11 protein-coding genes are annotated in these 14,087 nt (G+C 74.5%); 5 read left to right on the top strand and 6 right to left on the bottom strand.

Annotated elements, in window-relative coordinates:
* Nucleotides 1-290: 290 nt before the first annotated feature.
* Complete coding sequence (aceB, locus tag NXY84_RS00585; RefSeq protein ID WP_258725221.1) at nt 291-1,967, bottom strand: malate synthase A; 1,677 nt, start codon at nt 1,965-1,967, stop codon at nt 291-293.
* A gap of 187 nt (nt 1,968-2,154) precedes the next feature.
* The gene (aceA, locus tag NXY84_RS00580; protein ID WP_258727301.1) at nt 2,155-3,429 is read right to left on the bottom strand and encodes an isocitrate lyase; all 1,275 of its coding nucleotides are present in this window, start codon (nt 3,427-3,429) and stop codon (nt 2,155-2,157) included.
* Between the two features lie 245 nt (nt 3,430-3,674).
* Here aceA and NXY84_RS00575 point away from each other — a divergent pair, with 245 nt between their 5' ends.
* The gene (locus NXY84_RS00575) at nt 3,675-5,300 is read left to right on the top strand and encodes an XRE family transcriptional regulator (RefSeq protein WP_258725220.1); all 1,626 of its coding nucleotides are present in this window, start codon (nt 3,675-3,677) and stop codon (nt 5,298-5,300) included.
* A gap of 19 nt (nt 5,301-5,319) precedes the next feature.
* A complete protein-coding gene (locus NXY84_RS00570; RefSeq protein WP_396126355.1) occupies nt 5,320-5,553 on the top strand; it encodes an SCO4848 family membrane protein in 234 nt (77 codons plus the stop codon).
* A gap of 36 nt (nt 5,554-5,589) precedes the next feature.
* Here the strand turns inward: NXY84_RS00570 and NXY84_RS00565 are convergent, their stop codons facing one another.
* Nucleotides 5,590-6,639, bottom strand: a complete 1,050-nt coding sequence (locus tag NXY84_RS00565; RefSeq protein WP_258725219.1) for a LacI family DNA-binding transcriptional regulator — start codon at nt 6,637-6,639, stop codon at nt 5,590-5,592.
* Nucleotides 6,640-6,951: 312 nt separating this feature from the next.
* On the opposite strand from NXY84_RS00565, the gene NXY84_RS00560 reads away from it, so the two are divergent.
* A complete protein-coding gene (locus NXY84_RS00560) occupies nt 6,952-9,240 on the top strand; it encodes a discoidin domain-containing protein (RefSeq protein ID WP_258725218.1) in 2,289 nt (762 codons plus the stop codon).
* A 114-nt stretch (nt 9,241-9,354) separates the two neighbouring features.
* Nucleotides 9,355-10,833 carry a DUF1996 domain-containing protein gene (locus NXY84_RS00555; RefSeq protein WP_258725217.1) on the top strand — a complete coding sequence of 493 codons (1,479 nt, stop codon included), beginning with the start codon at nt 9,355-9,357 and terminating at the stop codon, nt 10,831-10,833.
* 33 nt (nt 10,834-10,866) lie between these two features.
* On the opposite strand, the gene NXY84_RS00550 is transcribed toward NXY84_RS00555, so the two are convergent.
* Nucleotides 10,867-11,562 carry a DedA family protein gene (locus tag NXY84_RS00550; protein ID WP_258725216.1) on the bottom strand — a complete coding sequence of 232 codons (696 nt, stop codon included), beginning with the start codon at nt 11,560-11,562 and terminating at the stop codon, nt 10,867-10,869.
* 195 nt (nt 11,563-11,757) lie between these two features.
* On the opposite strand from NXY84_RS00550, the gene NXY84_RS00545 reads away from it, so the two are divergent.
* Nucleotides 11,758-12,402 carry a malonic semialdehyde reductase gene (locus NXY84_RS00545; RefSeq protein ID WP_258725214.1) on the top strand — a complete coding sequence of 215 codons (645 nt, stop codon included), beginning with the start codon at nt 11,758-11,760 and terminating at the stop codon, nt 12,400-12,402.
* A gap of 28 nt (nt 12,403-12,430) precedes the next feature.
* Here NXY84_RS00545 and NXY84_RS00540 read toward each other — a convergent pair whose 3' ends face one another.
* Together NXY84_RS00540 and NXY84_RS00535 are read right to left on the bottom strand one after the other, a co-directional pair.
* Complete coding sequence (locus NXY84_RS00540) at nt 12,431-12,892, bottom strand: MarR family winged helix-turn-helix transcriptional regulator (protein ID WP_258725213.1); 462 nt, start codon at nt 12,890-12,892, stop codon at nt 12,431-12,433.
* An 86-nt stretch (nt 12,893-12,978) separates the two neighbouring features.
* The gene (locus NXY84_RS00535) at nt 12,979-14,022 is read right to left on the bottom strand and encodes a quinone oxidoreductase family protein (protein ID WP_258725211.1); all 1,044 of its coding nucleotides are present in this window, start codon (nt 14,020-14,022) and stop codon (nt 12,979-12,981) included.
* Nucleotides 14,023-14,087: the final 65 nt, after the last annotated feature.

Here is a 14,087-nt window from a genome sequence, read left to right as displayed (position 1 = left end):
TGCGGTGGCTGCCTGGATCTCGCTCGCCGCCCGGCGGTCCTGAGGACCAGCGGGCACCGGGTGGATCGAAGCAATCCGTCCGAGTACTCGGGCGACTAGCGGACAGTCACCTCACGCGTCCGAAGAGAAATCACTTCAGGACCACCTCCTTTCCCATGTGCCCACGACGCTACGTCCGGCTCCGGCGATCCGCCAGAGGTTTTTTATTCGCCCAGGGCGGACACGCGTCGAGCGTCCCCGAGTCACGAGCGGCCGGTCACCGGCCCGACAACCGGTGACCGGCCGCACCGTCAGGGCGTGGGCCGCTCGACGAGGTGCTGCGTGTACGCCGGCACGGTGAGGAACGTCGGGTAGTGCTCGTCGAGCGCGACCTCGCGCAGCAGACGGGCGGCGTCGTCGTACCGGTCGCTCCCCGAGCGCGGCAGCTCGTCCAGGACCGCACCCAGCACCCGCTCGACGTGCTCGGCCGTGATCGTGGTGCCCTCGGCCGTGACGATCCCGTGGTGCACCCACTGCCACAGCTGGGAGCGGGAGATCTCGGCGGTCGCGGCGTCCTCCATGAGGTTGTCGATCGCCACGGCGCCGCTCCCCCGCAGCCACGCCTCGAGGTACCGCAGCGCGACGGACACGTTGCTGCGGACGCCCGCGTCGGTGACCGCGCCGGGCTCGCCGCCGCCGGCCGACGGGATGTCGAGCAGCTCGGCGGCGGTGACCCGGACGTCGTCGCGGAGCCGGTCGCGCTGGTCCGGGCGGTCGCCCAGCGCCTCGTCGAACACCGCGCGGGCCACCGGGACGAGGTCGGGGTGCGCGACCCACGTGCCGTCGTACCCCTGCCCGGCCTCGCGCTCCTTGTCGGCCCGCACCTGCTGGAGCGCGCGCTCGGTCACCTCCGGGTCGCGGCGGTTGGGGATGAACGCCGACATGCCGCCGATCGCGTGCGCCCCGCGCCGGTGGCACGTCGCCACGAGCAGCTCGGTGTAGGCGCGCATGAACGGGACCGTCATCGTGACGCGCGCCCGGTCCGGGAGGACGAACCGCGGGCCGCGCGACCGGAAGCTCTTGATGATGCTGAAGATGTAGTCCCACCGGCCCGCGTTGAGGCCCGCGCAGTGCTCACGGAGCTCGTAGAGGATCTCCTCCATCTCGAACGCCGCCGTGATGGTCTCGATGAGGACCGTCGCGCGGATCGACCCGCGCGGCAGGCGCAGCTCCTGCTCGACGAACACGAACACGTCGTTCCACAGCCGCGCCTCGAGGTAGCCCTCGATCTTGGGCAGGTAGAGGTACGGGCCCCGGCCCCGCGCGATGAGCGCGTGCGCGTTGTGGAACAGGTACAGCCCGGCGTCGACGAGGCTCGCGGAGGCCGGCGTGCGCTGCCCGGCGCGGTCGGTGAAGCGCAGGTGCTTCTCGGCGAGGTGCCAGCCGCGCGGGCGCATCACGATGGTCGGCGTCGTCGGGCCGACGCGGTACTCCTTGCCCTCGTCGGACGTGAAGTCGACCCGGCCGCGGATCGCGAGCGCGAGGTTCGCCTGCCCGCCGACGACGTTCTCCCAGGTCGGCGACGTCGCGTCCTCGAGGTCCGCGAGCCACACCTTCGCGCCCGAGTTGAGCGCGTTGACCGTCATCTTGCGGTCGGTCGGGCCGGTGATCTCGACGCGGCGGTCCTCCAGCCCCGGGCCGGGGCCGGCGACGCGCCACGTCGGGTCCTCGCGGACGTGCCGGGTCTCGGGGCGGAAGTCGGGGTCGAGCCCGTTCGCGAAGCGCTCACGGCGGCGCTGGCGGGCGAGCAGCAGGTCGTGGCGGGGACCCGTGAACCGGGCGTGCAGCGCGGCGACGAACGCGAGCGCGTCCGGGGTCAGGACGGTGTCGCTCCCGGGCACGACGGCGCCCAGGACCTCGATCGTCGGGGTGGTGGTGCTCGGCAGCGGGGCCGACGTGGTGGTCGTCGGCTCGGTCAGCGTGGACATGGCGTGCTCCTCTCGGGGGCGTGCGGAGACGTGCTCGGGTGGTGCGCGACGACTGCGGTGGCCGGTGGTGCGCGACGGCCGCAGCCACGCGGGTGGTGCGGGACGGCCGGGGCCGGAGGGGCGGACGGTGCGGGGCAACGGGCCCCGGGTCGCGGGGACCCCGCACCGCCCGCGGGCGTGCGTCCGCTCAGTGGGCGAACTGCGACGCCTCCGTGGACCCGGCGAGCGCGAGCGTGGCGCTCCGGGGGTCGATCGCGGTGGCGACCTTGTCGAAGTAGCCGGTGCCGACCTCGCGCTGGTGGCGTGTGGCTGTGTAGCCGTCGGGCTCGGAGGCGAACTCGACCTCCTGGAGCTCGACGTAGGCGCTCATGCCGCGCTCGGCGTACCCGCGGGCGAGCGAGAACATCGAGTGGTTGAGCGCGTGGAAGCCGGCCAGGGTGATGAACTGGAACGCGTACCCGCTGGCCGCGAGCTCCTTCTGGAAGCGCGCGATCGTGGCGTCGTCGAGGTGTGAGCGCCAGTTGAACGACGGCGAGCAGTTGTACGCGAGGAGCTTGCCGGGGAAGCGCTCGTGGATCCGCTCGGCGAACTCCCGGGCGAGGGCGAGGTCGGGCGTCGACGTCTCGACCCACAGCAGGTCCGCGTACTCGGCGTAGGCGGTGGCCCGCGAAACGACCGCGTCCAGTCCGGGGCGGACCCGGAAGTAGCCCTCGGGCGTGCGCTCGCCGGTGAGGAACGGCTGGTCGCGCTCGTTGACGTCGGACGTGAGCAGGTCGGCGCCGAGCGCGTCGGTCCGGGCGACGACGACAGTCGGGACGCCCGCGACGTCGGCGGCGAGGCGAGCGGCGCTCAGCGTGCGCACGTGCTGGCTCGTCGGGACCAGAACCTTGCCGCCCAGGTGGCCGCACTTCTTCTCGGCCGCGAGCTGGTCCTCCCAGTGCACCCCGGCGGCGCCGGCCGCGATCATCGCGGCCATGAGCTCGTAGGCGTTGAGCGGTCCCCCGAAGCCGGCCTCGGCGTCGGCGACGATCGGCGCGAGCCACTCGCGCGTCCGGCGCCCGCCGTTCTCCGACGCCTCGATCTGGTCGGCGCGCAGCAGCGCGTTGTTGATGCGCCGCACGACCGCGGGGACGCTGTTCGCCGGGTAGAGGCTCTGGTCCGGGTAGGTCTGGCCGGAGAGGTTGGCGTCGGCGGCGACCTGCCAGCCGGAGAGGTAGATCGCCTCGAGGCCGGCCCTGACCTGCTGCACGGCCTGGTTGCCGGTCAGCGCGCCCAGCGCCGGGACCCACTCGCGGGTGTGCAGCAGCTCCCAGAGCCGCTCGGCCCCGCGGCGGGCGAGCGTGTGCTCCTCGCGGACCGAGCCGCGCAGCGTCACGACGTCCTCGGCGGTGTGGTCGCGGCGGACGCCGGCCCAGCGCGGGTCTGTGGCCCACTCGTGGGCCAGCTCCTCGGGCGTCTGCACCTGGTCGCCGGGCCGGGTCGCGCCGGTCGCCCGGGGCGCGCCGGCGGACCGCTCCTGTGCCGTGCTCGTGCTCGTCGGCCCCGTCGTCGCGGTCGTCTCGTTCACGATGTCCTCCGGTTCTTCTCGATGGTTCCCTCGTGCAACCCACCCTGGACCCGCGCCGACCTGCGGGAGCCCGCCCAGCGTGCAGAAGATCGGGGATCCTTCTCCTCGACAGAAGCGGAGCCGGTCTGCGACCGTCGAGCATGGCGATCTCCACCGAGGCGACGAGGCCCGGGCAGTCCCCCGACCCGGCGAGACGGGGCGGTCCCCGCGCGCGGACCGGTGCGGACCGCCGCGGGCCCGGACCGCGCGAGGCCGCCGACGAGCGGACCGTCGGGATCCGGCCGACAGCGACGGAGCCCACCGCGCGGCCCCGGACCGTGCCCGACGACGGCGCGCAGCCGGGCGTCGACACGCTCGTGCTCGGGCGCCGCGTCCGGCACCTGCGCACCGCGCGAGGCATGACGCTCGACGACCTCGGAGCGGCGATCGGGCGCGCGGCGTCGCAGGTGTCGATGCTGGAGAACGGCCACCGCGAGCCCAAACTCTCGCTGCTGCAGCAGGTCGCGCACGCGCTCGACGTCCCGCTCGCCGAGCTGCTGCGCGACGAGGCCCCGAGCCGGCGCGCGGCCCTCGAGGTCGAGCTCGAGCGGGCCCAGCGCGGCCCCCTGTTCGCGTCGCTGCAGGTCCCGCTCGTCAAGGTCGGGCGGTCGCTGCCGAGCGACGCGCTCGAGGCCCTCGTCCGGCTCCAGGCGGAGGTCCAGCGGCTGCTCACCGAGAAGGCCGCGACGCCCGAGGAGGCCCGCCGGGCCAACGCCGAGCTGCGGGCGACGATGCGCGCGCAGGACAACTACTTCCCCGACCTCGAGGAGCACGCGCGCGGGCTGCTCGCCGCGGTCGGGCACCCGGGCGGACCGCTGTCGCAGCGCGGCACGGCCGACATCGCCGCGCACCTCGGCTTCTCGCTGCACTACGTGCACGACCTGCCGCACTCGACCCGCTCGGTCACGGACCTCGAGCACGGCCGCATCTACCTGCCGCACGGGCTCACGTCCTCGGCGGACCCCCGCTCCGCGCTGCTCCAGGCCGTCGCGAGCCACGTCCTCGGGCACACCGAGCCGCGCGACTACGGGGACTTCCTGCGCCAGCGCGTCGAGACGAACTACCTGACGGCCGCGCTCCTGCTGCCCGAGGAGGGCACCGTCGCGCTGCTGCGCGAGGCGAAGGCCGAGCGGCGGCTCTCGGTCGAGGACCTGCGCGACGCGTTCGCCGTGACCTACGAGACCGCCGCGCACCGGTTCACGAACCTCGCGACCCGGCACCTCGGCATCCCGGTGCACTTCATGAAGGTCCATGAGAGCGGCACGCTGCACAAGGCGTACGAGAACGACGGCGTGCGCTTCCCGTCCGACCCGCTCGGCGCGATCGAGGGACAGCCGGTGTGCAAGCACTGGACCGCGCGGGTCGTCTTCTCGATCCCCGACCGGTTCAGCCCGTACTACCAGTACACCGACACCTCGTCGGGCACGTACTGGTGCACGTCCCGCGTGCATGGGTCGCCCGAGGGCGAGTTCTCGGTGTCCGTGGGCGTGCCGTTCGCGCACGTGCGGTGGTTCCGCGGCCGTGAGACGTCGGAGCGGGCGGCGTCCCGCTGCCCGGACGCGACGTGCTGCCGCGAGGCGCCCGAGGAGCTCGCGACGCGCTGGGCGGGGCGGTCCTGGCCCAGCGCGCGCCCGCACGCGAGCACGCTCGCGGCGCTGCCGACCGGGGCGTTCCCCGGGGTGGACGCGACCGAGGTGTACGAGTTCCTGGACCGCCACGCGCCGTGACGGACGGGATACTTCCCTCGTGACCTCCGACGCGATCCTGCTGCCGGCCCCGTGGGCGATCCTCCTCGTGGTGACGGGCCTGTGGAACCTGCTCATCTGGCCGCGGTTCTGGCAGCGCATCGCCGCCGACCCGCGCTCGCGTGACGCGTCCGGGCGGGCGACGCGGTTCCTCACCGTGCACGCCGTGCTCATCGGGGTCTCGCTGGTCCTCGGCGTGGCGGTCGGTGTGCTGGGCGTGCTCGCGCTCGCCTGACCGGCCGGACCGGCCCGCCTCGCCCCGAGGCAGGCGTCAGGCCGACTCGCGCACCACGAGCGTCGGCTCGAAGATCGACGACTGCACGAGCGGCTCGCCCGCGTCGATCTGCGCCAGCAGCAGCCGGGCCATCTCCGCGGCCATCTGCTCGACGGGCTGCCGGACGGTGGTGAGCCGCGGGCGCGCCTGCTCGGCTGCGGCGCTGTCGTCGAACCCGACCACGGCGACGTCGTCGGGCACGCGCCGGCCCGCGGCGGCCAGCGCACGGAGGGCGCCCTGCGCCATGAGGTCGTTGGCCGCGAAGATCCCGTCGAGGGCGGGGTTCTGCTCGAGGAGCAGCGTGGCGGCCGCCTCGCCGCTGTCGAACGTGAAGACGCCCTCGACGCTCGGGACGAACGCGTGTCCCCGGCGGGCGGCGGCGTCGCGGAAGCCGCTGAGCCGCTCCCGCGCCGCACGGACGCCCTCCGGACCGGCGACGACACCGAGCGAGCGGCACCCGCGGTCGAGCAGGTGGTGCGCGGCGAGCCGGCCGCCGTCGGCGTTCGCGACGTCGACGTAGCTCACGGGCATGGGCTCGGGCGGGTGCGCGAACACCACGACCGGGCGCCCGGTGCCCATGACGAGGCGCGGGAGCGGGTCGGCGCCGTGCGTCGAGACGAGCAGCGCGCCGTCGGCGTTGCCGAACCGCAGGTAGGCGAGGGCCTGGTCGCGCGCCGCGTCGCTGTCGGCGACGAGCAGGACGGGGTGCACGTCGTGCGGGCGCAGGGCGCGGATGAACGAGCCGACCGTCCGGCCGAAGAACGGGTCGGCGAGAACACCGGGGAGGTAGAGCTCGTCGTCGGGCTCCTGCTCGGTGCCCGAGATGATGACCGCGACCGTGCCGGTGCGGCGGGTGACCAGCGAGCGGGCGGCGCGGTTGGGCACGTAGCCGGTCATGGCGACGGCCTCCATGACCGTGGCCTGCAGGGTCGGCTTCACGTGGCGCTGGCCGTTGATCACGCGGGAGACCGTCGCGCGCGAGACACCGGCGACGCGGGCGACGTCCTCGAGCGTCGGGGCCGCGACGGGCGTCCGGGTCGGGTCCACGTCCCGACGATACCGCAACGGAGAGCGCTCTCATCTTTCGACCCACCGGAGGGCACCGCACCGGGGCTCCGGGGCCGGACATGGGCTCGGCGACGCCCAGGACGCCGGGGGATAACGGAAAAGGCGCCCTTGACACCCACCGACGACCGGCTCAGACTCGCCAGATTGAGAGCGCTCTCCGAGCCGGGACCCGGCTCGCCGCGAGGACGGACCCGCTGCCGGACCCCACGGCACCGCCAGCGCCGCACGACCGGCCCGACGACGAGCCGGTGAGCCACCCGGGACAGAGCCGTCCCGCAGAGAGGACCGACGATGCGCATCCCGCCCCCGCCCGCACCGACGCCCGGACCGACGCCCCGACCGGCGTCCGCCCGCACGCCACGACCCCGCCCGCGGGCCGTCCTCGCCGCCGCGACCGTCGCCGGCCTGCTCGGCTCGACCCTCGTCGTCGCCGGCGCCACCGCGGCCCACGCCGCCCCGGTCCTGCTCTCGCAGGGCCGCCCCGCGACGGCATCCTCCGTCGAGAGCGCCGACTACACCCCGGCCCGCGCCGCGTTCGACGGGGACCTCGGGACCCGCTGGTCCAGCGCGTTCCGCGACCCGCAGTGGCTCCAGGTCGACCTCGAGCAGCGGGCCGCGGTCGACCGCGTGGAGCTCGTCTGGGAGGGCGCCTACGCGACGGCGTACCAGGTGCAGGTGTCCGACGACGCGGCGTCCTGGACGACCGTGCACTCGACGACCTCGGGCGACGGCGGCACCGACGTGCTCGACGTCGACGGCACCGGCCGGTACGTCCGCCTGCTGTCGACGGCGCGCTCGGGCGGCTACGGCAACTCGCTCTGGGAGATGCGCATCCTCGGCACGCCGGCGGGCACCGACCCGACGGACCCGACGGATCCCCCCGACCCCGACCCGGCGTACGTCGACCCCGGCCACCCGAACGTGCCCGTGCGCGACTCCGGACCGAGCAGGGTCGAGGTCGTCGGCACCGAGGGTGCCTGGGACCTGCAGGTCGACGGCCGCCCGTTCACGGTCCGGGGCTTCACCTGGGGACCGTCGTTCAGCGCCGCCGAGCACTACATGGGCCCGCTGGCCGCGACCGGGGCCAACACGATCCGCACGTGGGGCACGGGCGCGGACACGGTGCAGCTGCTCGACGCGGCCGCCGCGCGGGACGTCCGCGTCGTCATGGGATTCTGGCTGCTGCCCGGCGGCGGCCCCGGCAGCGGCGGCTGCATCGACTACCGCACCGACGCCGCGTACCGGTCGACGACCAAGGCCGACATCCTGCGCTGGGTCGAGCAGTACAAGGGCCACCCGGGCGTGCTCATGTGGAACATCGGCAACGAGGCGATCCTCGGCCTGCAGAACTGCTTCACGGGCACCGACCTCGAGCAGGTGCGCCACGCCTACGCCGCCTTCGTCAACGAGGTGAGCGTCGCGATCCACGCCGCCGACCCGAACCACCCGACGACGAACACCGACGCCTGGGCCGGCGCGTGGCCGTACCTGAAGGCGAGCGCACCGGACCTGGACCTGCTGTCGATCAACGCCTACGGCGACGTCTGCAACATCCGGGCGAGCTGGGAAGCCGGCGACTACGGCAAGCCGTACATCCTCACGGAGGGCGGCGCGGCCGGGGAGTGGGAGGTGCCGGACGACGAGAACGGCGTGCCCGACGAGCCGAGCGACCTCGAGAAGGGCGCCGCCTACGTCAGCTCGTGGCGCTGCATCCGCGAGCACGAGGGCGTCGGGCTCGGCGCGACGTTCTTCCACTACGGCACCGAGGGCGACTTCGGCGGCGTGTGGTTCAACGTCCTGCCGGGCGACAACAAGCGGCTCGGCTACTACGCGATCGCGCGGGCCTGGGGCGTCGACACGTCACGGCTCAACACCCCGCCCCGCATCACAGGCATGCGCGTGCCGGGCGCGACGAGCGTGCAGGCGGGCCGGACGTTCACCGTCGAGGTCGACGTCACGGACCCCGACGGCGACCCGGTCGAGCACCACGTGATGCTCAACAGCAAGTACGTCAACGGTGCGGGCGGGCTCGCGCGGACCACCGCGACGCGCACCGGACCGGGGCGCTTCGAGGTCACGGCGCCCGAGCTGCTCGGGGTCTGGAAGGTCTACGTCTTCGCGGAGGACGGCCGGGGCAACGTCGGTGTCGAGACCCGGTCCTTCCGCGTCGTCGCCCCCGCCGTGGCCGGCACGAACCTCGCCCTCGGCGCGTCCGCGAGCGCGTCGTCGTTCGACCCGTGGAACGGGGACTTCTCCCCCGCGCGGGCCGTCGACGGCGACCCCGCGACCCGGTGGGCGAGCCAGTGGGGTCCGAGCGCCTGGTACCAGCTCGACCTCGGGTCCGTGCAGTCGTTCGACCACCTGCAGCTCGTCTGGGAGGCGGCGTTCGCCCGGTCGTACACCGTGCAGGTCTCCGACGACGGCACGACGTGGCGCAACGTCAGCACGGTCACCGACGGCAACGGCGGGATCGACGGGATCGACGTCACGGGCCGCGGGCGCTACGTGCGGCTGAACCTGAACGAGCGGGGCACCGACTGGGGCTTCTCGCTCTACGAGCTCGGCGTGTACCGGCGCTGAGCACCGGGCGAGGGCGGTCCTCCGGCCGCCCTCGCCCGACCCCGCCCGCCCGGTCCCGGGACGGGTGCTGCCCACCGCGCGGCGCGCGGCGACGACGAGGTCGAAGGAGCACGCATGCCCAGCACCCACGAGCGCACCACCCCAGGGTCCCCTGGCGCGAGGTCACCCGTCACCGGGCTCCCGCCCGCACCCGGCGCGCGCGCCACCCGACCACGGAGCGCGCACCGCGCACCGGCACGCACCCGGACCCTCGGTGTCCTGGTGGCCGCCGGTCTCGTCGCGGCATCCGCCGTCGCCACGTCCGTCGCCACCGCGGACGACGCCGCCGCCGTGCCCGGGACGCTGCTGTCCCGGGGCGCGCTGACCGCGGCGTCGAGCTCGGAGTCCGGCGGGCTCGGGCCGCGCTTCGCGGTCGACGGCGACCGCGCGACCCGCTGGGCCAGCGCCCCGGGCGACGACCAGTGGCTGCGCGTCGACCTCGGCGGGCCGCACCCGCTCGAGCGCGTCGTGCTCGACTGGGAGGCGGCGTTCGGGAAGGACTTCACGCTCCAGGTGTCCGACGACGCACGCGCGTGGCGCACGGTCGCGACCGTCACCGGCGGCACGGGCGGGGTGCAGTCGTTCGACGTCGCCACCACGGGCCGGTACGTGCAGCTGGTCGGGACCGCGCGCGGCACCGCCTACGGCTACTCGCTGCACGAGCTCCAGGTGTTCGGCGACGGCGAGCCCGCGGCGCCCGTCGACCCGCCCGTGCACGGCGACGAGGTGACGCACCACGAGTTCCAGGCGAACTGCTCGTTCTCGCACCTGCTGCGGGACGACCCCATCGTCTTCCCCGGACGGCCCGGCGCGTCGCACCTGCACACGTTCGTCGGCAACCGCTCGACCGACGCGTTCTCGACCCCGGCGTCGCTGGTCGCGAGCCCGGCCTCGACGTGCACCGTGCCGCAGGACCGCTCGTCGTACTGGTTCCCGGCGCTCTACGAGGGCGACACCCCGGTCCGGCCGGACATCCCGATGACGATCTACTACAAGTCGGGGATCGACGACCACACGAAGGTCGTGCCGTTCCCCGCCGGTCTGCGCTTCGTGGCCGGCGACATGATGGCGACGCCCGAGACGTTCCGGACCGCCCCCGGCGCCGTCGAGGGCTGGGAGTGCGGCGACATCTCCAAGCGCTGGGAGATCCCGGCCCACTGCCCCGCGGGCACGCAGCTCAACATCCGCTACCAGGCCCCGAGCTGCTGGGACGGGGTGCACCTCTCGCCCGACGCCGCGTCGCACATGGGGCACGGCTCGCACATGGCCTACCCCGTCGACGGGCAGTGCCCGCTGACCCACCCCGTCGCGGTGCCGATGCTCGAGTTCAAGATCGCGTGGCCCGTGAGCGGCGACATGGCCGACGTGCACCTCGCGAGCGGGACCGACCAGTCCTGGCACTACGACTTCGTCAACGCCTGGGAGCCCGAGGTGCTCGAGCGGCTCGTCGAGCACTGCATCAACGGCGGCCTGCAGTGCAACCCGCGCGGCTACGACCTGTACAAGCCGCACCGCGGCACCGTGCTCGACGAGCGGTACCGGCTCGTGCCGTGACGCGTGCGCCCGGCGTGGCGGCTCCCGCGGCCGTCACGCCGGGCGGTGCACCGCGAACGTCAGCTCGACCGGCGCGGGGTCCGCGCACCGGGCGCACGGCGCAGCCCCCGGTGCCGTGCGTGCGGCCGGGCGCCGTGCCACGCCGGCGGCCCGCAGCCGCAGCACCCGGTCCACGACCAGCCCGAGGAGCAGGCCGCCGGCGACCCCGACCGCCATGCCGACGAGCGGGTGGTGCGCGGCGAGCAGGTGCCCGGCGCCGACCCCGAGCAGCACGGAGCACCCCGCCCACAGCACGGCGGCGAGGGCGGCGATCGCGCTGAACCGTCCGCGGGGGAACCCGACGGCCCCGGCCGTCATGTTCACGAGCACGCGTCCGCCCGGCGTGAACCGGGCCGCCAGGATCAGCACGGCGCCGCGCCGCTCGAGGGCACCCTCGGCCCAGGCGAGCACCTGGCGGCCCTGGCGTGACCGGACGAGGCCGCGACCGCCGCCGGGGAGCCGCCGTCCGAGCGTGTACGCGACCTGGTCGCCCGCGAACGCGCCGAGCGCCGCGACGACGCCCACGACCACCGGAGCCGGACCCCGCCCGGCGGCGCCGAGGGCGGCGAGCGCGACGACGGCCGACTCGCTGGGGACCGGCGGGAAGAACCCGTCGACCACGGTGACGAGCCCGAGCAGGACCACGGCCCACGGCGTCCCCGCGAGCTGACCGACCCAGTCGGCGCTCACGCGTCACGCCGGGTCGAGCACGCGTCTGCCATGTCCCGATCCTCGGGTGTCACCTATCGATAGTCAATCGTTTCTTGTCGACATTCGGTGAACGGGCGGCGAAGGTTCTTCCAACGCCGGGCGGCCGCGCGCGGTGTGACGCACACGACTGCCGCTCGCGGGAATCCCGCAGAAGACTTGACACTTCAAGTAATTATGACGACCGACATCCTCAGCCCGTCCGAGACCCCGCTCGTCCTCGACGAGCCGACCGCCGACCTGCTGTTCCGCGAGGCCCGCACGGTCAACACCTTCTCCGACGACGAGATCACCGACGCGCAGCTCGCCGCCGTCTACGATCTCGTCCGCTGGGGCCCGACGGCGATGAACACGAGCCCGATGCGCGTGCTCGTGGTCCGCACCCCCGAGGGCCGCGCACGCCTCGCCGCGCACATGGCCGACGGCAACCGCGCCAAGGCCGAGCGCGCGCCGCTGAGCCTCGTCGTCGCGACGGACGTCGACTTCCACGAGCACATGGGCCGCCTCGCCCCCCACATGGCCGCCGTCGCCGAGGGCCTCGCCGGTGCCCCCGAGGCGCGCGCCGCGATGGCCCGCGACAACGCGTTCCTGCAGACCGGGTACCTGATCGTCGGGCTCCGCGCCGCCGGCCTGCACGCCGGCCCGATGGGCGGGTTCGACGCCGCCGCGCTCGACGCGGACCTGCTCGCGGGCACGTCGTGGCGCTCGGTGCTCGTCATCAACGTCGGGCAGGCGCCCGCAGAGCACGACGACATCCCGACGCCCGCGACCTACCCGCGCCAGACCCGGCTCGACTTCACCGAGGTCGCCCGCACGGTCTGACGGCCTCCCGCACCTCGCCGGGCCGGGCTCAGCCGTCGCTCGAGAGCACCTTGATCGCGCGCTCGAGCAGCGAGCGCAGCTGCTCCTGGTCCTCCCGGTCGAACTCCGCCGAGAGCCGGTCCTCCACGGCACGCGCCGCGGCGTCCGCCTCGCTGAGCACGGCCCGGCCGGTGCGCGTGAGCTCCGTCACGAGCACCTTCTTGTGCACCGAGGACGGGTCGCGACGGATGAGTCCCTTGGACTTGAGGTTGCCCAGCACGGTCGCCATGGTCTGCGGCGTGACCATGCAGGCGCGCGCGAGCTGGGCACCGGACAGCCCCGGGGAGTACGAGAGGACCATGAGCGCGGCGTACTGCGGCACGGTGAGGTCGAACGGACGCAGCGCCTGGCTCTTCCGCGCGATCAGCGCCTGCTCGGCCCTCTTGATCGACTGACCCAGACGCGCGGCGATCTCCGCCTGGATCCTGGCCGACTCAGCCTTGCTGCTCATGTGACCCCTTCGTCGCGTCGTGTCAGGGCTCTGATTGACGTCCGGTTCAGCCTACTGGTCCCTACCGGACCACGGTTTCCCTCCGGTCACCAATCGGGGTGGTCGCGCACCGGACCACCGCCGGGCCTGGTCAGAGGCGTGCGCCCGGGGGCTCCCACGTGCAGGACCCGCGTCCCGGTCGAGGCCGGCGACCCGAGCGCGACGTGGGCCGCGGCGACGTCGTCGAGCGGGTGCGCGCTCACATCGAGCCCGACGGTCCCGTCCGCGACCGCGTGCAGCGCGTTCCGCAGGTGCCCGAGAAGCCGCTCGGGAGCGGCGGCGGCCAGCGCTCGCAGGTCGTACCCGACGAGGCTGGTCCCGGTCCGGCGCACCCAGCTCGTCGCGACGACGTCGTCCTCGGCGGAGCTGTCGCCGTGCACGACGTGCCGCCCGCCGAAGCCGAGCGTGGCCGCAGCCGCCCGCCCGACGGCGCCGCCCAGCGGGTCGAGCACCACGTCCACCCGGCGCCCGCCCAGCGGGTCGTCCAGCAGGTCGTCCCGCTGGGTGAGCCCGTCGTACGTCACGACGTGCCGGGCACCCCAGCTGTGGGCGCCGGCCCGAGCGGCGTCGTGCCCGACGGCGGCCACCGCGCTCGCCCCCTGCGCGATCGCGAGCTGGACCGCCGCCGAGCCGACACCGCCGGCCGCGGCGAGCACGAGCACCGTCTCGCGCTCCTCGACCCGCGCCGCCTCGACGACCCCCCAGGCGGTCGTCACGTCGCACGGCACCGCGGCCGCGACGGCGTCGGAGAGCCGTTCGAGCTCCCCCTCGAGCGGGACGACCGCCGACGCGGGCGCCACCACGAGCTCCGCGGCCCCTCCGCCGGCGAGGACCAGCGCCACGACGCGCTGCCCGGGACGCAAGGTGGTCACCGCCGCGCCGACGGCGACGACCCGGCCGCTGACCGCGAGCCCCGGGACGTACGGGAGCTCCACGGCGACCTCACCCCGGCGGGCCAGGAGGTCGGCCGACGTCACTCCCGTGCAGGCGACCTCGACCAGCACGTCCCCCGCTCCCGGGACCGGCTCCGGGACCTCGACGACCCGCAGCACCTCGGGTCCGCCGTGCTCCGCGAGCTGGACGGCACGCACGGCGGCTCCTCGGGACGGTCGGACGGGACGAGCGGGACGAGCTGGTCGAGCGGGGGCGCTGCCCG

The organism is Cellulomonas sp. NS3 (assembly GCF_024757985.1).
Classification (GTDB): Bacteria; Actinomycetota; Actinomycetes; order Actinomycetales; family Cellulomonadaceae; genus Cellulomonas_A.
This window is presented reverse-complemented; position numbering and strand designations above follow the sequence as displayed.